A 22,959-nucleotide genomic window follows, 5' to 3' on the forward strand; every position below is an offset into this window, starting at 1 on the left:
AAAAGGGACTTCTACACAAAATAAAACAGCATTTAGGTTTACACCAGAAATGCTGTTGTTCATTTAGTAATATCTATTAAAACCTATAAAAACCTATTAAATGATCATTTAACTAAAAATTGCTCTTTTTCTTCCTTAGTCATTTCCAAGGGATCAATTCCCTTTTTACAACAGTAATCATACATTGCCCTTATATTCATTCTTGGAGTTTTTTGGGCTCGTGGTATAGCGTAGACTCCATCACGAAAACCTTCTTCAAACTCTGAAATTTGTTTATCCATGTTCTCACTCACCTTTTTAACAGTATATCCTTTGTGAGTTCGTATTAAAACATCTGTTATTTGTTTTGCCACCACGTAACACCTCCAGGAAAAAATTCTTGAACTATCTTTTGTGCAGCCTTATCTGAAAATGTCATATTTTGACCGAAAGCTGGTCTTGCTCCTAATTTTAGATAAAAATCAAATTTTGAAGATTTTGATGTCAATTCTACAAATCCCTCTAGTTCTTTATCTATGCTGTATTGGCAAGCAAATGCCACCAACGCAAATCCTACATCTTGATACAATCGATTCGGATTGAGTTTTTTATTTTGATACTTTTTGTTCCAAGGTGCCGACTCGAGTATCTCTACATCAACGCAACGAAAAGCATCATCATAATTTGGTCTTAATGCAATTAAACCTTGAACATCTGAAGGATATTCATCTACAACTAGCCCAAAGACATCAAACCCTTGAGTGGTAGGTTTTGACCATCTGAATTGCCAACCACCATGAGGATTATACTTGTGATCATCAATCTCACTTCGTTCTACTTTTCGGAAATAACAGGGAATACGTATATCTGTATTGGCTTTTCTGATCATAACGAACTTCTCTTTCTTTTCTTTATTTTATTATATCATATCTCAAATCATAAAGTTACCATTCTCACAACCTATGTTGTATGTATGCTTTTCTGTTTAACAAGATTAGCTGAGTATTTCCAAAATAAAAAAGAGTCAGTTGTAACTGACTCTGTAACTGGGATAAGAAGATTGAGAAAGATAGACGAGTTGATCAGAAAGCCCGATGTATTGATAACGAAACATCTAAAAGCCAAGCAGATTAAGCAGGAAAGAAGCCCGTATCCAGAGGATTATACAATAGTGCTATTCGCTGTTAAGTCTTCGCTGGCAAGTAGAAGATAGCTCTGTTCGTCCTCATTCGCAATAACTACCCGACCCTCAGCGTCATAACCCATATCCAAAATATCCTGAGCGCTAATGTTATTAGTTCCCGCGTCTCTATATGGATGGCGATACAGCATACAAAACACAACCTTTCACAATAGGACGAAATCAACGATGCCGGCGACCGTAGCAGCCCTGCCTTCGTCCAATTTCGAAATTTCACCTTTGCTTTGCTTTCAGCCGCGGCTTCAGATATACAAAGTCGTTGTCTTCCCCTCGAATCAGCTGATCTTTAACACCATAAAAGGCCATTTTAGGTTGGTTTGCCGTGTCAGGGCAATAAACATCCTCGCTTACTAAGGGGCTAGAAATGAATTTTACAACCCGGATCTATTTCTTTTTTTTAGATCTGCCGCAAATGTGGTCAGATGCACGATTCCAGCCACACGACAGGGAAGAGAACGTGGACCGGGCTCGCCCCGGTATTCCTCCAAACACGTAACGTGTTAAGTGGAAAACTAGGCCACTCTTGCATACGTTCCACCACACACGTCCCCCAACTGCCCGTTATTTTGAGATACTTTATACTTTCGTGCTGACCTGAACTTCTTTTGCCTGTGTGTTTGTTGCCCTTCTCACCGGGTTTAGTTACGTAGCTAAATGTTACGTAGCTAAATTAAGATCTGCAGGCAGCCCCGTGCCGCGCCCCGCGCGCCCACCCCCACCTACTAAACCAGTAACGACACGATCTAGAAACTAAAACTGCAGGGAGGAGCTAGATCCGGATTTAGCATAACCAGGAGCAAAACCAGTCAAAGGGTCTAGAAAGGGAAAAAGTCGGAATGATGGAGGAGCGTGCCGCGTTGTTCCATTTAAGACGTTGCGTGATTGGTGGAATAAATTCCGGATTTATAGAAGGAGAATTGAAACCGACGGCCCTTGGCCAGGTAAGCCCGGAAGGTGACACTGCAGAATTAGAAGGAAATCAGTAATAAATGCTCCATATTTTACCGATATATATGCAAGATAATAAAATGAGGAGGGACAATGCGCAAATCGCTTGTTTTAATATTGGAATTTGTTATAGGTGTGTCTGGGATCCTTCGTTATCATTGTTATCATCCATGGACTTCAATTCTTCAACCGTCCAAATAGGGGTACCGCCACATGCCCATCAAGCTAAAATTTTCGAGTACCCCCAAAACGAAAAAAGCCATCCTTTATTAACAAATAGAATAGCTTTTTTCGTTTTGGGGGTGTATTAATTTCTTAGCTTGATGGCTATGGGGTACCACCAACAAAACGCGGAAAACGTAAGGAAATCCGGCTTGTTTTGTGTTTTTGGTTTTGCAACCATTTTATTATCGGAAACGTATATAGTTTATGGTTCACCATTTGATATCAGGAGGAGAACATTCATGAGAAAGAAACTAATCGCTTCAGTCGCAGGGATATCTTTGCTGTTGGGAGCAAGCGCGGGTGCTTATGCAGGCGCCAATCTTGAGACGATTCAAGCTTATTTGAATCGCACTTTGGCCGTTAAGGTGAACGGAGTGCCAACACAATTGAACGACGAACAAGGGAACGCCATTGTACCAATTACTTATCAAGGCAGTACATACTTGCCTGTGCGGGCAATTGCAAATGCGTTAAGTGTTGCTGTTGAATACGACGCGGCTACAACAACCGTGCTTCTTGGCGAGAAAGTCGACGGTACCTCCATTTCAGGTGAAAAGTATGACGGGGGCAGCTACCTTACGTCCGATCCGAAGCGCACGACCTATCAGAACAAAGACTATAAAGAAGTATTTTATAACAATGCAGAAGACAACAGCAGTAATGGAAACGGTTCTTTCATGCTTACCCCAGATAAAAAATATCAGAAGCTGTACCTGCAGGCAGGCGCTATAAACAAAGAGTTCATGATCAGCATTTATGAAAGCGGCTCGCTCAAACTGCTTAAGCAGGATACCGTAACTGTCGAGGACAAGATGAAAACGATTGAGGTCGATATCGGAGGCATTTCTGAATTGTATATTGAGATCAAAGGGTCTGGCGGCGGATTTGTCGTTCCATTGACGACGTCGTATTACAAATAAAGTTCGACAGAAATGGAATTCAATAGACTGGTGTAAAGGGGGCTGCGGCGGCGGCCTTTTTGTTTTTGTGGAATGTATGTGGGGGTACCGCCAACGTTAATTTGTTGGCGGTACCCCATGCCCATCAAGCTAAGATGAATCTATACCCAAACTGGTAAAATAAGCTATCCTTTCTATATCAAGCATAATTCCATAGAAGGGATGGTTTGCCATGAACTCTATTCCACTTTCTATCAGCGAAGAAATGCAGTTACTAGCCCAACAGCTTCAACATCATTTTTCTCCTACCCAACTTGAGGAGCTCGCTAGAAAAGCTGGCTTCGTCCAACGAAAAAGCAAATATACCGCGCAAGATTTGGTTTCCTTATGTGTCTTTTTAAATGATCATGTATCTGTGACTCCCCTCGCACGATTATGTAGCCAACTAGATGCTTCCAATCAGCTTTCGATGAGCGCAGAAGGATTGAACTAGCGGTTCAATCCTTCTGCAGTTGCCTTCCTTCAATCCCTTTTTTAACGCTTCTCCAAGAAAAAATCTCGACTTCCTTTTCGCTGCCTTGTGAATGTAACTCCTATTTTCATCTGATCCGTATTCTGGATTCGACTGTTTTTCAACTTCCAGATCCCTATGCCGACCGTTATCAGGGATCCGGAGGAAGTTCTCATACGGCTGGCATGAAAATACAACTCGAATACGAGTTGAAAACCGGAGAATTCTTACAGGTGGATGTTGGCCCCGGAAAAAAACAACGACGGTCTGTATGGCTCAAAACGAGCGAAAACGGTGGAAATGAACGATCTTTGTATTCGAGATTTGGGCTACTTTTGTTTAGAAGACTTCGAAGAAATAGAGCAGCGAGGAGCTTTTTATGTTTCGCGGTTAAAATTGAATGTCCGCGTATATGAACAAAATAAGGAAGTTGAACAATTCAAAGATGGCAGGGTAAAAAAACAATCATTGTTCAAAGAAATCGATCTGGAAGCGATCATGAATTGCCTTCAATCCGGAGAAATGGTAGAACTTCCCGAAGTGTATCTGGGTCTCTATAAAAAATTTCGTACACGGCTTCTCATTTGCAAACTTACGGAAGAACAGACTCAAAAGCGGCTCCTGATGCGCGCTAAACAGGAGAAAAAGAAAAACATGACTTACAAAGAAAGAACAAAACGCTTAAGTGCCATCAATATCTACATGACCAATGCCCCTGACATTTATTTAAAAAAAAGAGCATGTCCATGACCTGTATTCCCTACGCTGGCAAATCGAGATTTTATTTAAAACGTGGAAATCCATCTTCCATATTGACCGATGCAAGCCGGTCAAAACCGAACGTTTTGAATGTCATGTATACGGGCAGTTGATCGCCATTTTGCTGAGTTCTTCTCTCATGTTTCAGATGCGCAGGCTTTTGTTGATGAAGAAAAAGAAAGAAGCTAGTGAATTCAAAGTAATCTGTATCCTAAAAGAATATTTTCTTTCTCTACATGATGCCATGAAAAAGCAAGCGGATGATGTACAGCGGGTGCTTCTCCAATTCTTTCGGATGATTGAAAAGAATGGACGCAAGTCACATCGGTATGAGAAGAGAACCGTATTTGACATTCTAGGTGTAGTCTATGAGTATAGACAGAAATCACGATCTGCTGCTTAGGAAATTGAAATTTTTAAAACCGAAGCCACCAAGGCTTATTTAAGTCTGTACAAAATCCAGTTCTAAGCTAATTGATTTGGATCAAGCGACGAAAGGTAGCATCTGTTCCTTTTTCTTTGTTCTTAGCTTGATGGACATGGGGTACCGCCAACAAAACAAGGATCCTTGAAAAATAGCCGTGAAGAAATCGTTAGTAAACGACTCTTCACGGCTATTTTTATAGCTAAAATTATGAATCAGAGGAGGCGGTCGTTAAAGGCAAACAAGTACTTAATGTACTTACGGCATTGCAACTTTTGAACTGCCTCTCTGGAGACGAGAAAGTAAGAGATCACTATATGAAGTTAAGTTTCTCGACCCTATCGTTGAATTTATTCCGTCGCACTGAAAACAGTGTGGCACCACCTTATACCCGATCGGTCTGGCTACGGACAGTGACAGTCTTATTACCTAACACATAGGTAATAGAATCTCCTTGGGTTAATCTTCTTTCAGCTCTCAAAACGTACGGGCTTTTTTTAAGCTTTTCGAATATTCGTGAAATACCAAAAAATTTCCTCAGATATTGTAATGTTTTCTTTCCTATCCCTCCTGATAATAGAAACAAGAAAGGAGGATCCATGACATGAAAGCAACGATTCCTACAGTAGTGGAGATTATGCAATACGGCGCGAGGCCGGACTCGGGGGAGGATGCGACGTTGGCTGTCTTCCGTGCGCTGCAGAAGTGCAGGGAGATGGAGTCGGCGGTACTCTGGTTTTCGCCTGGCCGGTATGATTTTTGGCCGGATCTGGCTTATGAGAAGGAGGTGGTGATCTCGAATCATGACAACGACGGGAGGAGGAAAATAGCGTTTCCCTTAGTCGACATGAAACAAATCTCCATCGAGGCACCTGAGGCGGAGTTCGTGCGGCCTCATCATTCCCTTCCTGCTAGAGAACTCCAGCAATATCCGACTGAGCGGCTTCGCCATCGATTGGGAAGTGCCTATGATGGCGCAGGGCTTCATCACTGATGTGTTCGAAGATGGATTCGAGATCCATGTAGATGAGGGGTATGCGTACGAGCTGGCCAACGGAAAGCTGTCGTTCCAAGGCGAAGGTTGGAGTCGTGAGGTATGGGGGCTGATCGAATACGATCCGGCTACACAGGCCACGGCCTATGGCAGTGCAGACCAATGGAGTTGGGGACATTACAAGGAGCTTCAAGTGAGTGAGCCTGCACCCGGGATTCTGCGGTTCAGCGGCAATCGCACTCGGAGAAAGCCGATCCCAGGCAACAAATTGATCTTCCGATTCGGACGAAGGGATCATCCGGCCATTATCATATCCGGCTGTACCGATACCGTCGTCGAGGAGGTTACGGTCCATCATGCTCTAGGGATGGGAGTCATCGCGCAGAACAGCGAAGTTACCCGTCTGAACCGTTTCCACGTAACCGGAAGGACAGACACGGAACGGGTTTTTACCACAATGGCGGACGCGACGCATTTTGTTTATTGCACCGGCCTTATCGAGCTGAAGGAATGTCTGTTGGAGCATCAGATGGACGATCCTTGCAACGTGCACGGAATTTACGGCCGAATCATCCGCCGTGTGGCTCCCGATACGCTGCTCGTACAGCTGATGAACCGTCAGCAGAAAGGAGTGGATATCGCGGCACCGGGGGAAAGGATGAGCTTCGTGAGCGGTCAAACGCTGCTCACTTACGGGACTGCAGAGCTTACGTCCGTACATAAAATCAACATCGATTACATGCTCTTGACGTTCAAGGACGAGATTCCTTCTGATCTACAGTCTGGAGATGCGGTGGAAAATATCAGCCGGAAAGCCAAGGTAGTAATCCAAGGATGTATGGTTCGCCGGAATCGGGCTCGGGGCTTTTTGATTACGGCAGCCGGGGAGGTACTGTTAGAGGGCAATACGATCAGCAGCCCGGGGGCAGGGGTTAAAATTTCGGGAGACGCGAACTTTTGGTTCGAATCCGGAGGAACGCAGAGCATCGTGATCCGGGGTAACACCTTCCTTGATTGCAATTATGCTTACCCAAGCTGGGGAAAAGCCGTCATTGATATCGACCCTGAAATCAAAGATCCGGAGTCAGCAGGCGGCTATTATCATGGACAGATTCGCATCGAGGACAATGTCTTCCGCACCTACGGCAAACCTTTGGTGAAAGGACATTCGGTAGCGCAGCTAATATTTACTGGCAATCGTATCGAGCGATCCGGCACGTATCCTCCTCATGGCGGGGCGGAGCATGTGCTTGAGCTGAAGGCGTGTGGAACGGTGGCGCTCGAAGGGAATGTCACCATAGAAGATCCAATCGCATCGCTTCTAATCGCAGGTCGGCCAGTCTCGTGGAAAGTTGAAGAACGATTGGTTGTTGAAGCAAACCATAACTAGGAGAGGTTGGGTTGTGATGTACAGCTTGATGGTTCGAATACGAAGAAAAACGGCACTTTGGCTAACGATGCTGCTGGTTGTCGGGATGCTGCCGCTGCAAGGCCTGTGGACTCTTGATACGATTGTCCTTGCGGCAGAGGCGGAGGGAGCGATCATCCTCGATAACGGGGAGGCAGGATACTCGGAGTCCCCTTCCTGGAGTGCCAGCAGCATCAAAGGCTATAACGGCACGGCCACCCGAGTGACCGGTGGCGTAGGGCATACGGCGTCCTGGAAGCCGTCGCTGCAGAAGGGGACGTACCGCGTGTCCTTCTACAAGGTCGTGCGTCCTACCCCAAGCACCGGGGATCCACAGATGAAAGTGGAGGTATTGCATGGGAGTGCGGTGCACACGGCCTCGATCAACGCTACAGAGGGCACGTCCGGCTGGGTGGAGCTCGGAACGTTCGCTTTTGATGGAAGCGGCAATGAGCTGGTGAGGTTGACCCGTACCACGACGCTAAGCGGGACGTTTACACATGCCGACGCGGTCCGTTTCGAGCCGGTGCAGGATGCTCCGACAGCCGCTTTGTCCGGATTAACGGTGCAAGGAGCAGCACTCAGCCCGGCGTTTGACCCGGCACAATTCCAATACGAGGCGCAAGTATCCGCTTCTGTGGAAGCGGTAACATTGACGGCTACAGCATCGGAACCGTCGGCGGTCATTCAAGTAAACGGCCAGACGGCCGCAGGCGGCGTTCCCTTCGGACCCATACCGCTTGTCGGAGCGGAAACGATCCTAACGATCGCAGTAACCGGCAATAACGGCATTTCGCAGTCTTACGTCGTCAGAGTCCTTCGGCAGGCGACGACGGCCTTTGTTATTGACTTTGGCGATTATGGCTACACAGAGAACGGCAGCTGGACCGGGTCGACGACAGTGAAGGGCTATAATCAGTCTTCCACCCGATACACAACGACGCAGAACTCGTCCGTCCTGTACCGTCCGAACATCGAAGCGGGAATAGCCAACATATCCCTCTACAAGCCGGATTGGCCGGATAAGGCGGATCCGAATATTCGGGTGGACATCGTGCATAACGGCCGTACGGATACGGTATATGTGGACTTTACCAAACCCGGTGCCGGTTGGTTGGAGCTGGGCACGTATGAGTTTGTTGGGGATCCGATCCATGAATATGTTCAGGTGACACGGACGGCGGCGAGCGGGTCGACTATTTATACCCGTGTGGATGCCGTCAAGTTCGAAGGAGATATCGTTCGCAAGGATCCTCCGCCGAGCGCCTTGAGAACTCGTCAGCTGAATAACCTGACCTTCACGGAGAAGGCGGCCATCGAGAATGCCGATTATCGGGTCGTTTTCTATGAAGCTGCTTGGGACGGGGGCAAGACGATCGTTAAGGACCTGTTCCTCCGGAGGAATGGTGACTGGGTTCCGGTTCATGGGCAGGCTGAGCGTCTGGAGGAGCAGTGGGTCGTGCTCAGTGGAGCTTCGGGCAGCCGCTTGAACTATTACGAAACGATGACCCCCGTATGGGTGCTCCCCGGGCAAATCCGGCAAATGGATGCCCAAACGGTGGAGCTTACCGATACGGAGCATGCAGATCAGTTTGATTTCAAAGTGAACTGGTCGCTAGCCTCCCAAACGCCTCAGATTTCATTGGAGTTTGTGCCGAAGGCAACCGGAGATTATGTCATAGGCTATCAATCGTTCACGGAGGAGAAGCTCGAGACGGTTACCGAAGTGCTCAGCGGTGGACGCAACCGGGCCAAAGTGGTAGGTACCGTAGAATCGACGGGTCTCTGGGAGTTAACGGCTCCACTGGCCTTGGTGGAGAAGCCGGGCACTAACGGACCGCTTACATACGGCGTGTACATACCTGCTTCCGAGCTGCCGCTCCGCTTTGAACCGACCGGTACGGGGAGCAATCAGCCGGTGGGGATCAGCTTGGTGAACAATGAAAATACGGTTCAGCCTATTCTGTATGCTCCTCAGCTCGGCAACTACTCGAAGCTGACGGCAGGTCAGCCCTACCGCTTTAAGCTCGGCCTTTATGCAGGCGAAGGCACGATCTACGAAGCTTACACCAGCCTACTACGGGAGGAATATGGCTACAGCAACTATCGTCAGAATGTCAAAGGCCAGTCGTTGACGGATGCGATGTTCAACATGATCGACCTGCTCAAGATCGATCCGGCTGGAGACGATACGGTCAATTATGTGCCGAGCGTCAGCGGCTGGTGGAGCCGGGCAAAAGGTTTCATCGACATCGAGAATGACCAGGCGATCCGAACGGCGGCAAGTAGCACGCTGATGGGTGCCTATTATGTGACGAACGACGGAGAGCTCTACGATAAAAGGGCGCTGCCGATGCTGGAACACGGGGTCTCCCGCAATGAGCGCGGCTGGTCGCCTAAGCAGAAGCCGGTCTACGGAGATCCTTCCCTGTGGAAAATGGCTTCCGTAGCCTTTGACGTGACGACACTATCGACCTTTTACCAGATGACGAAAGGGTACAATGCCGGACTGTACCAGATGGGGCAGGACGATTTCAAGGTCCGTAATGAGGGGCAGTATGCCCGGGGACCGGTCATTCAGCCGCTGATGATGTACCGGATGACGAAGGATGCGTCCTATCTCGAGAAGGCGAAGGCAGCTGCGGATAAATATATCGCAGAAGAGATCGACACCCCGGCGACGAAAAACGGCGACCGGAACAGCTTTTTCTACCAGTACGGGAAGCTGTGGGTGGAAATTCTGGAGCTGTATGAGGAGACGAGGGATCCGAAATACCTTGCCGCTGCACATAAGGAAGCGCAAAGATATGTCAGTATCTTTACGGTAAGGCCAGTACCGGAAGGGACGATCTCGATTCCCGATCCATCCCCGTTCCGTTATTATTTGGCCAATAACTGGGAGGATCAAGGGAAATATCAGTATCCGCGGGCGAAGCTGCCGGAGGATGAATCGGGGGCTTCGATGCAGGCCGAAGCTTGGATGGTATCTCCGAACGGATTGACGTATGAGGCAGGAAATACGAACTCGGCTTACCGCATGAATGCACAGGAAGCACCGTTCCTACTGAGGTTGGCGGAGTATACAGGGGATACACTGATGGCCGATATTGCGCACAATGCCGTAGTCGGCCGCTATTCGAACTATCCTGGATATTATTACAGAGGTTTCATCACAAGTCAGCTCGATCCGGATTTCCCGATCCTGGGTCCGACGGAGGGAACGTCAATCTATTACCATCACGCTCCGGCACAGCTTGGGCAGACGATCGATTATCTCATAACAGAGCAGATGGCTCGCTCGAACGGGCAAATTTCGTTCCCGTCTGTATTTGAAACGGACTTCCTGTGGTTTAAGTACCATGTGTTTGGGGCGAAGCCAGGCACCTTCTACGGCCATCCCAACGTGTGGCTGTGGATGCCAAAGGGCATTTTGAAGTCCAGCAATCCGCAAATCAACTGGATTACGGCGGAGAGCGGCGATAAGCTGTTTATCTCCTTAGCTAACGAAGCCAAGTCGGAGGAGCAGGTGAAGCTGACGCTGAACTCCACGATGATCGGGTTCGATCCGACGAAGTCTTATCCGGTCACGATCATCCGGGATGGCGGGGCTCCGGAAACGACAGTACTTATGGGCGGGGAGCTGAATGTTACCGTATCGGCTAAAGGTCTCACGGCCATCATTGTCGGCGGAATGAACATTCAAGTGCCCCTCCATCGAGCGGAGCCGGAGCAGGACACATCGGATGCGAGCTATTTCTTTGATACGCACAGCCCAATGGACGCGGTAAAGGGGATGCTGCTCGTTAAGCCGGATAAGTCCTCTTATCAGGCGTATGTTCAAGCCAAGACGACAGACCCGGCGATACTGCATTATTCGCTCGACGGCGGACAAACGTATCAGTCCAGTCCGGACGCCGTCTATCCGATGGAGTGGTCCATACGAGTCGATGAGCTAAGCAAGACCTTTACGTATTATGTGGAATCGAACGGCAAGCGTACCAGAGCGCGTACGTTGTATCTGCCTTATGCGGTTTCAAGCGTGCCGGAGCAGCCTGCGTACGGCGAGCAGCCGGGCGTAGTCCGTGTGGATAATGTCGAGGCGGAGCTCAGCGGTACATGGATGCGGAACACGGCTGCAAACGGCTATTATTATGACAATTATATAGTGGCGAACACCGTACCGGGAGCACCTGCCGCCAAGGTGGCATGGATACCGGAGCTGCAGCTGGCAGGCAAGTACCGCGTGTATATCAATGTACCGGTCGGGCGGTCAGAGTGGTCTCCTGACGCGACGTATACGGTGTATGATGCGGCCGGGACCAAGACGTACACGGTGGATCAATCCGCCTCCAAGGGTCGTTGGCAGCTGCTCGGAACGCATGAGTTCACAGCAGGCAAGAGCGGACGTGTGGAGCTGACCAATACCGGCAGCAAGCTTCAAGTGGCAGCCGATGCGATCATGCTGATTCATGAATCGATACCCGATGAGTGGAGCAGTATCAATATCGAAGCCGATAAGCAATCGTTAGTCAGGTTCGAGTCGGCCCAACTGCAGGTGAGAGGTACCTTAACAACAGGAGTGGACGGCGATTTGTCGCAGGCAACCGTGACGTATCATACGTATCATCCGGAGCTGATTCACATCGATGCGGCAGGAAAACTGACCCTGAAGATGTATAACCCGGACATTCAGGAGCTGGAGGTATGGGCTGAGGTCGTTTCGGATGACGGGCAGAAGCATGTGACGGAACCGGTCCGCTTTTCACTCAAAGAGCTGGAGATCATTTTGGACACTTCGCAGACGGGCTACCTGGAAACAGGCAAATGGTCCGCCAGCGGGCTGACCGGCTACAATAAAGCCGTCAAAAGCCGCTATACCGAAGAACAAGACGCTACTGCCACATGGACGCCAGTGCTGCATGCCGGAGAATATGAGGTCTCCTTCTACAAAATCGTCCATACCTCTGGGAACGATGCTTCCGTCCAGGTAGAAGTACGGTATGGGGACCGGATCGAAACTCGTACAGTCAATGCTACCGAAGCACCTTCCGGCTGGGTTAGCTTGGGGCGGTTCAAGTTCACCGGCAGCGGAGCAGAATACGTGAAGCTGACGCGTACGGCACCGACACTGCCGCCGGAAGTAGTAGACCGAACCTACACGCGGGCAGATGCGGTGAAATTCCGCTGGGTTCCGGTGGAAGCGAAGCTGGTGCAGCCGAACGACCCTTCAAGCGCATCCGTCACCGATCCGCTAGTGCTGCAATTTACAGCGCCGATGGCTCCCGAGACCTTCACTTCTTCCACGGTGAAAGTAACGGAGGCCGTATATGGTGCCGCCGTACAGACGACACTGCAGTGGGATGAAGCGTCTCGCCGCTTGACCCTAACGCCGGCGGTGCCGCTGTCCTATGATACGAAGTATGCGGTTCTTTTGTCAGACGAAGTTCAATCGAAGCTCGGGACCTTGCTCGATACGCATAGCCGTTCCTTCGAGTTTCACACTGCGAAGGATGAAACTCCACCGGTCATTACATTGACAGCTCCAGAGCGAGTTTCGCCGGCGCAAACCTTTATCGCGAGCATTACGTTCGCCGATACGGTCAGCGGTGTGGTATACAGCAGCGTTCAGCTCGACGGTATGCCATTCACGGCTCCGTATCAAGCGGCAGCGTTTTCCCTTGCTTCCGGCAGTCATGAGCTGCTGGTACGGGCGATCGACGGGGCAGGCAATGAATCCGTGCAGCGTCATGGGTTTATGGTACAGCTGCAGGTTCGGGACATCGGGGAAGCGCTGAACTACGCCTATGCCCAGGGCTGGATTCAAGACCAGGGCTTGTTGCAAAGCCTCCTTGCGAAGCAGGATCGGGTGCAGCCGCTCATGAACGAGCTTCGCGCGCAAAGAGGTAAGGCCATCCAAGCGGCATTCGCCGATCGGATGCTGCTTGATTTGAGCGCGATAGGTCAAGCTGAATGATTCTTAACCTACGACAAGAGTTACCTTATGCGGATGAACGGGTCCGCATGACGGGACACCTCCAGGTGCTGTACCTAGGGGTTCCGTCACAGTCGGTGCCAGCGCCTCCGATCATGAACGCTTCAGCTGGCGCGCGCTCACGGCTGCGGAACTATCGAAGCGCTATCCAGTGGCGAAGTGCACCTTCTATAACGGCGGAATTAGCGGGACCAATTCGACTTATTGCGTGTATCGCTTGGAGGCGCTGCTACAGCCGAACCCGCCGGACCTGGTCTTTATCGAATTCGCTGTGAACGATGCCGGGAAGCGGCAAGAGACCCTTAGAGCTGTGGAGGGGATGGTGCGCAAGCTGAGGCAGTCCGGGCCGGAGACGGGTATTGTCCTAGTGTACGGCGCCACAAGAGAGGGAGCGGTGCTGTACCGGCAGGGGGAGGTGCCGCCCAACATTCGGCATATGGAAGAGGTAGCGGACCATTACGGTTTGCCTTCCGTGAATTACGCATTGTCCGGTTCCTAACCAACCGCAGATAAGCATGGCCAAGGGCCTGAGGAGCTTGAACCTCAGGCCCTTGGTACGTTTTTTATGGATCCCAGAAAAGAGGATCGATACAGGTAGTACGTTGCAGCTCGCCAGTCTTGCAACTCCACGATATAGTGAAACATTTCGCCAGATTATGAACTTTTTTCTCCCCGTGGTCATGGTTTAATAAAGGTACGACAAGAGACCTACTCTAGGCAGCAGATATGAAAGGATGTGATAACGATGGAAATAACGGCCTCCTCAAAGGCTGCGAAGCAGGCTACAGCCGTTCCCCAGCGCAAATCTTTGTTCACCTACATGAGGCAGAATAAATGGCTGTATTTGTTTTTGATCCCGGGATTTACGTACCTCCTGGTCTTCAAATATATCCCTATGTTCGGCATTGTCATTGCTTTCAAAGATTTTAGCCTCGTGCAGGGCATCTGGGGCAGCAAGTGGATTGGCTTTGAGAACTTCGAGTATTTATTCCAATCGGCTGAGTTTTACAAGGTGCTTCGAAACTCGCTTGTGCTCAGCATGTACCAAATTTTATTCGGGTTTCCGGCACCCATTGTATTGGCAGTGATGCTGAATGAGGTTCGGCACATGTTATTCAAGCGAATCTCCCAGACCATTCTGTACCTGCCGCATTTTATTTCATGGGTCGTCCTGGCCGGCATGATCATGAACTTCCTGTCCCCCTCCATCGGGGCGGTGAACCATGTAATTAAGGAATTAGGCGGCGAGCCGATTAACTTCCTGCTTAAGCCGGAGTTTTTCCGAAGCATTATCGTCACCGCAGAGGTATGGAAGGGCGTCGGCTGGGGCACGATCATCTACCTGGCGGCCATGACCAGCATCGATCCTACGCTATACGAGTCCGCCAAAATGGACGGCGCCAACCGCTTTCAACAAATTCGGCATATTACCCTTCCCGGCATCACGGGTACGATTATCGTGCTGTTCATTCTGCAGCTAGGCAACATTCTCGACAATGGCTTCGAGCAAATCTTCCTCCTCTACAGTCCGATGACGTACGATGTGGCAGATGTGTTCGAAACGTATACATACCGAATCGGCTTAATTGACGGACGCATGTCGTTCGCTGCTGCGGTAGGGCTGTTCAAAGCGGCTGTTGGCTTCGTGCTGATCGTTGGGGCTAACCGCCTCTCCCGCCTGTTCGGCAAACAAATCTGGTAGGTGAAGCTCATGAGATGGAAACGAATCGAACTGTTCGACTTGATTAACTACGTGTTAATTGTACTCGCTTGTATTTGCATGCTGTATCCGTTCATTAATGTTGCAGCGGTTTCGCTGAGCTCCTATACGGCTTTTGTTGCGAACCCGATGCTGATCTGGCCGAAGGATTTCACCCTAGGGGCCTACGAGGAAATTTTAAGTCACCCCATTCTTTGGAAAAGCTATCTGAACACCATCATCGTCACGGTATCCGGGGTCATCATTGGCGCTTTCCTGTACTTGATCACGGCCTATCCGTTATCCAAAAGCCATCTGCGCGGCCGCAGGCTGTTCATGCTGCTGATTGTGTTCACGATGCTGTTCAACGGAGGGCTCATTCCGAACTTCTACCTGATGCGCTCCCTTGGACTGCTGGATACGCTGGCGGCATTGATTCTCCCGGCGTTATTTTCCGGTTTCAGCCTGATTCTGATGAAGAACTTCATGGAGAGTCTGCCCGAGGAGCTCGAAGAAGCGGCCCGGATCGACGGAGCTTCGGAGCCGTACATTTTGTTCCGCGTCGTGTTCCCGCTGTCGATGCCGATCGTAGCGACCTTAGGCTTGTTTGCCGCAGTAGGCTACTGGAACAATTTCTTCAACGGTGTGGTGTATATCCGAAGCGTGGAGAAATGGCCGCTGATGCTGTTCCTCCGGGAGATCATCGAAGGCTCGAAAATGATGGAGATTTCCACCGGAGGCAACGCAGCTGAGCTTGGGGCGGGCACCGTACCGACAGAGACGTTGAAATATGCAACACTCATGATCGTCATGCTGCCGATTCTGTGTGTATATCCGTTCCTGCAAAAATACTTCGTTAAGGGCTTGATGCTCGGTTCCGTGAAAGGGTAACCTGTAAGGGGGCCGATGCTTTACCTAAATCATCCTAACATCATTGGAGGAATGAAAATGAAAAACAAGTTCAGAGGGGTCTGGACCGTATCGGTCGCTGCGGCTTTGTTATTCACGTCCGCATGCGGAGGAGAAGGGGGGGAGTTGGGGAAAATGCCGGCATCGGACGGGAATGCGTCCGCGTCCAAGGAGCCGGTCAAGCTGAAGATGATGGCGAATCACGAGCAGGCCAACCTGTCCGAAACGGACAAGAAATTCGTGGAGATGCTGGAGAAGAAGACCAACACCAAGCTGGAATTCGAAATCCCGCCGACAACAGGATATAAGGAACGGCTGCAGCTGATGCTAGCCTCCGGCGAGTATCCGGACATCGTATTTTTCCCGTCAACAAGCGAACAGGCTTTCATCAATGCGGTGAAGGACGGCATCGTGATCCCGGTGAACGATTACTTGAGTTCGGCCAAGAACCTGACCAAATATTCATATCAAGCTTCCTGGGATGCGTTGAAGGTGAACCAGGATGGTAAGATCTACGGGATTCCCCGCACCTCTGTAACACGGAACGACGCCTTCTGGGTGCGTAAGGACTGGCTCAATAATGTGGGCATCACCATCCCAGCCGACAGCCAGGTCACCATCGATCAATTTACGGACATCCTGAGAAAGTTCACCCTGAATGATCCGGACAAGAACGGCAAGAACGATACCTACGGATATGCGGGCTTCGTAGACGGCAATAAGGCACTGCAGCCGATCTTGACCAGCCAATTCGGGCTCTTCCAATGGCAGAAGGCTCCGGCTGGCAGCAAATATGAGTATATGGATGCGACGTACGATCCTTCGGGTACCCCATTTAAGAAGGCGCTTACGTACACGGCGAATCTGCAGAAGGAAAAGCTCATTGACCCGGATTCGGCCATGAATGACGGCGTCAAGGCAAGGGAGCGTTTCTGGCGTGGGATCACGGGTGTATTCCCCGGGTTCGCAGGCCACTACACTTGGCATATGGAAGAAATGCGAAAGCTGAACCCGAACGTGGATCTGACGTACGTGTTTGTGAAGAATGAAGATGGTAAGGTAAGCGGCATCGGCTACGGAACGGGGCTGTGGGGCTTCTGGGGGATTACCAAGGCGAGCAAAAATCCGCAAAAGGCGGTCGAGCTGCTGGATGCGTGGCTCGCGGATGATATTTGGAAGACGGTTATCGAAGGCTTTGAGGGCATAGACTATAACAAGGTTAACGGAGAAATCGTGCCGATCATGGACGCTCCGAAAAGCCCAATCCGCCGCAACTCGATGCGTCGCAACGATGACCCTGAATTTTTCATTACAGTCGGAACCAAGAAAGAAATTCGAGATATGATTAAGCCCTGGATGGATCTGTCCTTCACCTCAGTAATCAATTCGAAGCATCTGGATTATGTCCCTGAAGCGGCCAAGAAGCCGAACTACATGGATTATCAGAAGGTGTGGAGCCAGACCATCATGAAAATCATCATGAACGAGCAGCCGGTATCCAAATTCGACGAGCTGCTTGCAGGTTGGTACAAGGCCGGAGGCGAGGACTTCGTCAAGCAAATGAACGATTACATTAAAAAAATGGAAAGCAGCAAGTAATTAAGCCGTGGGTGAAGAGCTGACCTTCTTCACCCACTTTTCATAGGAGATGAATGTCATGATCAATCCATCCATTCCGTTATCGCGTTACCAGCTGCAAAGTCCGGAAGGTACAGTAAGCGGAGATCTACTTATTAATGCACAGGGGCTGCTTCAATATGAGGTGAAGTTCCGGGGAACCCCCGTCGTGGGCTTGTCAGACCTTGGTGTCCTCGTAGACGGGCAGCATCTCGGCTACGGAGTAAAGGCGGAAGCACCTGTCTACTCAGAGGTAGACGAGACGTATCCGGTCCGGGGAGTCCACGCGGTGGCGGATAATCGCTGTCGTGTGATGCAAGTAGCCGTTACCCATAAAGGCTCGGGCATCAAGTATATGGTGGAAGCGCGTGCGTACGAGGATGGCTTTGCAATCCGTTATGTCCTGCCTGATCGGGGCACGGTAACGATCCAGGGGGAAGCCTCCTCTTGGAAGCTTCCAGCCCAGGCGGACGTGTGGTTCTTCGAGCGAAATAACGGCTGGAAGCTTAAAAGCTATGCTGGAGAATGGATTCGTGCCGGGGCTGGGGAGCTGCATACGGTCTCCTCTCAAGGACCCGTTCAGGGGAGTCCGTTGGTTGTCGAGCTTCCGGAGGAACGGGGATACGCCGTTATCTGTGAAGCGGCGCTGTACAATTACAGTGGTATGCGGCTCGAGGCGGTGGGTGACTGCACCGTGAAGGCCAACTTTACCGAAGGGCAGGAAGGCTTCCGGCTTACCGGGGAGGTAGTTACGCCATGGCGAGTCACCCTGCTCAGCCCAGACCTGAACGGGTTGGTGAACAGCGACCTGCTTACGAACCTCAATCCGCCGCCGGACCCGGCACTGTTCCCCGAGCAGAGCTACATTCGCTCCGGACGGTCCGTTTGGCGCTGGTGGAGCCGGGGAACAGGTAGCTTCGAGGAAGAGAAGGCGATGATCGATCATGCCGAAGCGTTAGGCTATGAATTTACTACGGTAGATGAAGGCTGGGAGCTGTGGGACCACAAGTGGGCCACGTTGAAGTTACTGACCGATTATGCGTCTTCGAAGGGAATCGGCGTGTTTGTCTGGAAGCGATCGAAGGAAATGAACGATCCCACTGATCAGTACCGGGTTATGCGCGACTTCATGGACCGAGTAAAAGCGGTAGGCGCGGCAGGGCTCAAGATCGATTTTATCGACTGCGAGGACTTCGTCTCGATTGCCTTCGAAACGGCGGCTCTCCGGATTGCAGCGGAGCGCAAGCTGATGGTCAACTTCCATGGCATTTCGAAGCCGACGGGAGAGTCCCGAACCTACCCGAACGAGATCAGCAGGGAAGGGATCCGGGGGCTGGAGCTGAACAAGATGAAGGAAGGACCGATTCCTGCATGGCACAATGCTGCGCTGCCGTTTACCCGGTTCTTGACGGGGCATGGGGATTATACACCGATCGGTTTCTCCAACCCGGGTGATACGACCTTCGCTCATCAGCTGGCGACGGGGATTCTTTTCACTTCCCCGCTGCAAGTCATTGCCGAGCATCCCGAGTATTTGCTTCATGAGCTGTCCTGTCGGCAAGCACTCGACCTTATCAAGGAGCTGCCTACGATTTGGGATGAGACGATAGTGCTGGACATGAGCCGGATCGGCGCACTGGCAGCGATGGCAAGAAGAAAGGGCGAGGTCTGGTACGTGGCGGTGCTGAACGGGATCGCCGAACCGGTCGAGATTGCATCGGAGGAGCTTTTGTTCTTGGTGTCGGATAAGAGTTATCGGGCGGTCATCCTATCGGATGCTGATCATGCCTCCCTCACGCGGGAGGAGACAGCGCTGGAGAGCGGTGCGCATCGCCTGAAGATCCGAATGCTGCCTAACGGGGGCTATGTCGCTGTGCTGCGGCCTGCAGGTGAGTTGAGCACATGATGGGGAAGGCCGAAGGAATCGGTTTACCATATAGCCGGGTAAAAACTATCGGCTGAGGAATAAATAACAAGGAGCAGCCTGAGCGCTGCTCCTTCTTGATCTATTTCCCGCCTCTAGCCTCATTTTTGAACTCGTTGGGCGTCATGCCGGTATACTTTTTGAACATCGTACAAAAGTAGGAGTAGCTGTTGAAGCCGATGCGGTCTACCAGCTCGTAGTTCCGGTACTGTCCGTCCAAGAGATACTTTTTGGCCAGCTCGATTCGCCGGGACAGGATGTAGTCGAATACCGTCATGCCGACCTCCTTCTTGAACATATGTCCGAGGTGGGACGGGCTGAACTGAATTTCCCTTGCAATGTCCTCCAAGGAAAGGTCATCCCCCAGATGCTGGTCGATATACTGCTTAGCAAGCGCCACCTCAGGACGCAGCCGTTTCTGCTGGTGCTTCCGATACTGCTCCTCACAGATCCGGCTAAGGCTGGCTACAGTTAGCGGGAAGGAAGGCTCCTCCAAAGCGGCTTCATACGGTTGAGCCATTCGGTCTGGAAGGTGCAGAAGCAGTTCCTTCAGGAACCCTCGTACCTCGGCTGGCTCCGGACGATATTCGCCGAATACCTGCTCCAGCTGCTGCAGCCATAGCTTAAAGGTCTGCGGGTCCTCACCTTGGGACAACGCCTCCTTAGGGAAGGACCCTGACAGCTGCTCCAGATAGTTCGGGGGCACCGGATGGAATGGAATTTCCTTCTCTACGAAGATCGGATTAGGATTCCCCTGATAATACCGGTAGCGCAGGTGATGCTCCGCACGGGAATACACCCTTCTTAGTAAATGTAACGCCTCGAAGGAAGGGCTGAGAGACATGCAGAGCCGCACCGACATCAACTGCTGCAAGGGCTTCTCCAGCTGTAGCAGCCGCTCCCGGAGAAGCTCCTCGCTTAGGGCAGGCTCCGAGGTGTTAATCAGAAGGGTAAATTGTCCGAATCGGTTCGGGAAGAGCTCGAAGCCGGCTGGTAGTTTCTCGACCAGCGTCTCCCTGACGATCTCTAACATGGAGAATTCGAGCAACGGCTTATCCTTCTCCGAATACCGGGCTGCATACCTAGCCAAATCGTCCACACGGCATACGATGAGCCGGTACGGCGGCATTTCGAGATCAATGTCAAGCTCGGCTCCGATCCGGACCATTTCCTGCCGCTCAGCCAGCACGCCCGAGATGATTTTATCAAAGTAATCCTTGCGTAGAGAGTATTGATAGTTCTGCACGATCTTGAGGCGGGCTCGCTTGTTGGTCTCCAGGTCCAGCTCCTTGTCTAGATCGGCTGAAGCTCGGTCCAGTGCGGAGCGGGTGGCCTCCATATCAATCGGCGATTTAAGGATGTATCCCATAGCTCCACTCTGGATGGCCTGCTGCGCAAAATCGAAATCCCGATGCGCCGTAAGCATAATGCACCGTACTGCCGGGTATCGGACTCTTATTTCTTTGAGCGTGCGAAGCCCGTCCATGACTGGCATGGTAATGTCCAACAGGGCGATGTGGGGCTGATGTCTGTCGATCATGCCAAGGCACTCCTCCCCGTTGCCGGCTTCTCCGACGATCTCATACCCCCAATCCTTCCAAGGGTAGGTATGGCGGATGTGTTTCAGCGCCAGGGGTTCATCATCGACCAGAAGTATTTTTTTCATTATCCTTACCTCCTCCTATTGTTGGGCGGGCATTCGAATGAGGATTCGGGTACCGAAGTCCGGGGAGGAATCGAGATTCAAGGAATAGGCAGGACCATACAGCATCCGCAGGCGGTAATGCACGTTCGCGAAGCCGATCCCTTCCTCTTCGTCTGCTTCTTCGACGGAGTCGCGCTTCAGAATGGCCCGCAGCTTCCCTATCACATCCTCCGGGATGCCGATACCGTTGTCCTCGATGAGCAACTCCCAATAATCGCCATCACGTGTGGACCCGATAAACAGCGTCCCAGAGCCCTGCATTGGCGTCAAGCCGTGGAAGATGCAATTTTCCGCGATCGGCTGCAGCGTGAACTTGGGAAGCTTGTAGCTGAGCGTGGCTGGATCGATATCGGTTTCATAGGCGAAACGACCTTCGTAGCGCACTTGCATTAGCTGCACGTAGTGATCCAATGCGTTCAATTCATCTTTTAGGCTAACATCCTCCATCGCATGCGTCAGGCTATAGTCAAGCTGCCGGGTGAGGGAGGAAATAAGCAGATCTACCTTTAACAGATCCCCCTCACGCGATTTCATACTGATCGCATTGAGCGTGTTAAAAAGAAAATGCGGCTTGATCTGCGCCTGCAGCATGCGGATTTCGAAGACCTTTTTCTTCGCCTCTGTCGTCTTCAGGTCCTCGATCAGCAGACCGATCTGCTTCGTCATCCGATTGAAATGGCGGGCCAAATTACCGATCTCATCTCGGCGGTTTACGGGGATCTTGGCGTTCAGATTGCCGGAGCTGATCTCATCGAGCGACAAGGCGAACTGCCGTATCGGCTGACTGATCATCTTGGACATAATCCAAGCAATCACCAGAGCCAAAATCAGAGAGGCGACGGCAAGTGCCACGGTGAAGCGAACCGTGGCCGCAAGCGGTCTCAGCAGTTCCGTCTTGTCCATCATCCACATGACCTGCCAGTTCATCACGTTATTGCTGCTGCGGGTTAGAAAATAATCGGTTTTATTCTCAGCCACCAGCTGCGATAAGGAATACTCATTCCAAGGGGTATCGAGGATCGCTTCAGGGAAGTTCATCCATTCCACTTGGTTGGTGTACACGTTATAGCGGGTATGTGAACCCTTGCCATAGATCGGGTGGTTCGCTGTATCCAGCAGGATCAGCTCTCCATGAAGAAGATCGGGCGCATCGGGGAGAAGAGCTTCATAGAGCTTCTCGAAGCCGATGTCGAGCGCCAACATCATCCGTGAATTTTCCTTGCCCGGAATGAGCATAAAAAAGGTAACTGTATATTGGGACGCCTCCGACCAATACGGCTCGGTCCAGTACAGCTTATTCGCATCCAGCACGCGGACGCGATTCCACTTAAAGGTTTCGTTGTTCATCAGCATCCAGCCGATGTTAGAGGTGCTGGCCGTTACGATGCCATCTTGAATATAATGGATATTATTTACCGTCGGTAGCAGATATAGTAGATTATCGTGAAACCAGCGGTTGATTTCGGTGGGACTGTCCTCGAGCAGCCGACTGTCCCCGACGATTGATGCGGCAAAATTGCGGATCGACCGGAGCTGTATCTCCAAGTTGTTATTGGTTTTGGCGTTCATATCAATCGCATACTTGGTCTGTGCGGAGACAAGGATTTTAGAAGAATAGTTGTAATACGAATAGCCGAGCAGCAGAATGATCACTTCCGTTAGCAGGAAGGCAAGCAAGAAGGTTTTGGTCGAGAGCTTCCAATTCATGTAATAATGCAATCGATGCATACTTCATCCTCCTTACAAGCGGCCCAGGTACCCTTAT

Annotated in this window: 12 protein-coding genes and 3 pseudogenes; 10 read left to right on the top strand and 5 right to left on the bottom strand. The window is 50.9% G+C overall.

What is annotated here, in order from left to right:
- Positions 1-104 precede the first annotated feature (104 nt).
- From ACFQ88_RS22800 to ACFQ88_RS22810, 3 genes and pseudogenes are all read right to left on the bottom strand, one after another.
- A complete protein-coding gene (locus tag ACFQ88_RS22800) occupies positions 105-353 on the bottom strand; it encodes a hypothetical protein (RefSeq protein WP_379457067.1) in 249 nt (82 codons plus the stop codon).
- Positions 338-868 (bottom strand): hypothetical protein, encoded by a 531-nt coding sequence (locus ACFQ88_RS22805; protein ID WP_379457069.1) that lies wholly within the window; start codon positions 866-868, stop codon positions 338-340. The genes ACFQ88_RS22800 and ACFQ88_RS22805 overlap by 16 nt, the downstream gene beginning before the upstream one ends.
- A gap of 484 nt (positions 869-1,352) precedes the next feature.
- Positions 1,353-1,489 (bottom strand): annotated as a pseudogene (locus ACFQ88_RS22810) (ATP-dependent DNA ligase); the annotation flags it as partial.
- Between the two features lie 1,103 nt (positions 1,490-2,592).
- Here ACFQ88_RS22810 and ACFQ88_RS22815 point away from each other — a divergent pair.
- The 10 genes and pseudogenes from ACFQ88_RS22815 (at position 2,593) to ACFQ88_RS22860 (ending at position 19,471) form a co-directional block, all read left to right on the top strand.
- Entirely contained in the window at positions 2,593-3,273 is a 681-nt protein-coding gene (locus ACFQ88_RS22815; protein ID WP_379457071.1) for a stalk domain-containing protein, read from the top strand.
- A 220-nt stretch (positions 3,274-3,493) separates the two neighbouring features.
- Positions 3,494-4,925, top strand: a pseudogene (locus ACFQ88_RS22820) (IS4 family transposase).
- A gap of 625 nt (positions 4,926-5,550) precedes the next feature.
- Positions 5,551-5,940: a hypothetical protein gene (locus ACFQ88_RS22825; protein ID WP_379457073.1), complete on the top strand. Its 390-nt coding sequence runs from the start codon at positions 5,551-5,553 to the stop codon at positions 5,938-5,940.
- Complete coding sequence (locus ACFQ88_RS22830; protein WP_379457075.1) at positions 5,918-7,330, top strand: right-handed parallel beta-helix repeat-containing protein; 1,413 nt, start codon at positions 5,918-5,920, stop codon at positions 7,328-7,330. The genes ACFQ88_RS22825 and ACFQ88_RS22830 overlap by 23 nt, the downstream gene beginning before the upstream one ends.
- 16 nt (positions 7,331-7,346) lie before the next feature.
- Positions 7,347-13,322 (top strand): golvesin C-terminal-like domain-containing protein, encoded by a 5,976-nt coding sequence (locus ACFQ88_RS22835; protein ID WP_379457937.1) that lies wholly within the window; start codon positions 7,347-7,349, stop codon positions 13,320-13,322.
- A 94-nt stretch (positions 13,323-13,416) separates the two neighbouring features.
- Positions 13,417-13,839, top strand: a pseudogene (locus ACFQ88_RS22840) (SGNH/GDSL hydrolase family protein); the annotation flags it as partial.
- Between the two features lie 246 nt (positions 13,840-14,085).
- Positions 14,086-15,042, top strand: a complete 957-nt coding sequence (locus tag ACFQ88_RS22845; RefSeq protein WP_379457077.1) for an ABC transporter permease — start codon at positions 14,086-14,088, stop codon at positions 15,040-15,042.
- Between the two features lie 9 nt (positions 15,043-15,051).
- The gene (locus ACFQ88_RS22850) at positions 15,052-15,930 is read left to right on the top strand and encodes a carbohydrate ABC transporter permease (RefSeq protein WP_379457079.1); all 879 of its coding nucleotides are present in this window, start codon (positions 15,052-15,054) and stop codon (positions 15,928-15,930) included.
- A 57-nt stretch (positions 15,931-15,987) separates the two neighbouring features.
- The gene (locus ACFQ88_RS22855; RefSeq protein WP_379457081.1) at positions 15,988-17,547 is read left to right on the top strand and encodes an extracellular solute-binding protein; all 1,560 of its coding nucleotides are present in this window, start codon (positions 15,988-15,990) and stop codon (positions 17,545-17,547) included.
- Positions 17,548-17,605: 58 nt separating this feature from the next.
- On the top strand, positions 17,606-19,471 hold the full coding sequence (locus ACFQ88_RS22860; protein ID WP_379457083.1) for a glycoside hydrolase family 97 protein: 1,866 nt from the start codon (positions 17,606-17,608) through the stop codon (positions 19,469-19,471).
- A 100-nt stretch (positions 19,472-19,571) separates the two neighbouring features.
- On the opposite strand, the gene ACFQ88_RS22865 is transcribed toward ACFQ88_RS22860, so the two are convergent.
- A complete protein-coding gene (locus ACFQ88_RS22865) occupies positions 19,572-21,155 on the bottom strand; it encodes a response regulator transcription factor (RefSeq protein WP_379457085.1) in 1,584 nt (527 codons plus the stop codon).
- A gap of 15 nt (positions 21,156-21,170) precedes the next feature.
- Positions 21,171-22,922 (bottom strand): sensor histidine kinase, encoded by a 1,752-nt coding sequence (locus ACFQ88_RS22870; RefSeq protein ID WP_379457087.1) that lies wholly within the window; start codon positions 22,920-22,922, stop codon positions 21,171-21,173.
- Between the last annotated feature and the right edge of the window lie 37 nt (positions 22,923-22,959).

The sequence above is a fragment of the Paenibacillus sp. NPDC056579 genome (assembly GCF_042793215.1).
In the GTDB taxonomy this organism is placed as follows: domain Bacteria; phylum Bacillota; class Bacilli; order Paenibacillales; family NBRC-103111; genus Paenibacillus_S.

What these genes read in the sequence shown, in the direction of transcription:
- ACFQ88_RS22865 (WP_379457085.1), bottom strand. Translation starts at nt 21,155, where the DNA reads ATGAAAAAAATACTTCTGGTCGATGATGAACCCCTGGCGCTGAAACAC.
- ACFQ88_RS22870 (WP_379457087.1), bottom strand. Translation starts at nt 22,922, where the DNA reads ATGCATCGATTGCATTATTACATGAATTGGAAGCTCTCGACCAAAACC.
- ACFQ88_RS22830 (WP_379457075.1), top strand. Translation starts at nt 5,918, where the DNA reads ATGGCGCAGGGCTTCATCACTGATGTGTTCGAAGATGGATTCGAGATC.
- ACFQ88_RS22805 (WP_379457069.1), bottom strand. Translation starts at nt 868, where the DNA reads ATGATCAGAAAAGCCAATACAGATATACGTATTCCCTGTTATTTCCGA.
- ACFQ88_RS22860 (WP_379457083.1), top strand. Translation starts at nt 17,606, where the DNA reads ATGATCAATCCATCCATTCCGTTATCGCGTTACCAGCTGCAAAGTCCG.
- ACFQ88_RS22825 (WP_379457073.1), top strand. Translation starts at nt 5,551, where the DNA reads ATGAAAGCAACGATTCCTACAGTAGTGGAGATTATGCAATACGGCGCG.
- ACFQ88_RS22815 (WP_379457071.1), top strand. Translation starts at nt 2,593, where the DNA reads ATGAGAAAGAAACTAATCGCTTCAGTCGCAGGGATATCTTTGCTGTTG.
- ACFQ88_RS22855 (WP_379457081.1), top strand. Translation starts at nt 15,988, where the DNA reads ATGAAAAACAAGTTCAGAGGGGTCTGGACCGTATCGGTCGCTGCGGCT.
- ACFQ88_RS22850 (WP_379457079.1), top strand. Translation starts at nt 15,052, where the DNA reads ATGAGATGGAAACGAATCGAACTGTTCGACTTGATTAACTACGTGTTA.
- ACFQ88_RS22845 (WP_379457077.1), top strand. Translation starts at nt 14,086, where the DNA reads ATGGAAATAACGGCCTCCTCAAAGGCTGCGAAGCAGGCTACAGCCGTT.
- ACFQ88_RS22835 (WP_379457937.1), top strand. Translation starts at nt 7,347, where the DNA reads ATGTACAGCTTGATGGTTCGAATACGAAGAAAAACGGCACTTTGGCTA.